1 protein-coding gene is annotated in these 980 nt (G+C 61.2%); it reads left to right on the plus strand.

Features of this window, described 5'->3' with window-relative positions:
• A partial coding sequence (locus OC610_RS28030; protein ID WP_264432869.1) for a DUF2914 domain-containing protein occupies positions 1-938 on the plus strand: 938 nt, incomplete at its 5' end.
• Positions 939-980: the final 42 nt, after the last annotated feature.

Consider the following 980-nt stretch of genomic DNA (forward strand, 5'->3'; position numbering starts at 1 on the left):
TCGGCGGTTTCATCTCCGGTGTAGGCAGTTTCATGCTGGTGGACCGCCAACAAAGCCTGGCGACCTGGATCACCATCATCATGCTGGTGAGCTGGCTCTGGCTGATGCTGGAGAACAGCCTCACGCGGTTGTTTACCAAAGTCTTCAAAAGGGAAATTCCCCAACCGCTGTTGCGCTACGCCACGCAGATGATTCACCAGGAAAGCCTGTTTTTCGTCCTGCCGTTTTTCTTCATCACCACCACTTGGAACAGCAGCCAGCTGATCTTTACCGGCCTGCTGACGATCGCGGCGCTGATCTCGATCACCGACCCGCTGTATTACAAATGGCTGGCCCCTAGGCGCTGGGCGTTCCTGGCGTTGCACACGCTGACGCTGTTCGCCGCCCTGCTCACCGCGCTACCGGTGATCGTGCACCTGACCACCGACCAGAGCTTCAAACTGGCGCTGGGCATCGCCATGCTGTTGTCGTTCCCGAGCCTGGCCTCGATCTTTCCGATCCGTACCGTGCGCAACGCGTTGGCCATCCTGTGCATTACCTTGGGGATTGGCGCCGCCGGCTGGGTGCTGCGCTCCTGGGTGCCGCCCGCGACGCTATGGATGACCGAAGTGGCGATCAGCACCCAAGTGGAAGACCGCACACCGGGCGCCAGCCTCAAGCAAGTCAGCGCGGCGCAGATTCGCAGCAATGGCCTCTACGCCTACACCGCCATCAATGCCCCGCGAGGGCTCGACGAGCGCATCTACCACGTCTGGCAATTCAACGGCAAAGAAGTGGACCGCATCGCCTTGGACATCCATGGCGGGCGCAAGGAAGGCTATCGGGCCTGGACCCACAAGCAGAACTTCCCCGACAACCCGACGGGCAACTGGCAGGTGCGGGTGCTGACGGAAAACGGCCAGATGATCGGCGTGCTGCGTTTCGAGGTGACGGACTGAAGGTCCTCCGGACCTTATCGCGAGCAAGCTCGCTCCCACAGG

It is taken from the genome of Pseudomonas agronomica, from assembly GCF_025917275.1.
Classification (GTDB): domain Bacteria; phylum Pseudomonadota; class Gammaproteobacteria; order Pseudomonadales; family Pseudomonadaceae; genus Aquipseudomonas; species Aquipseudomonas agronomica.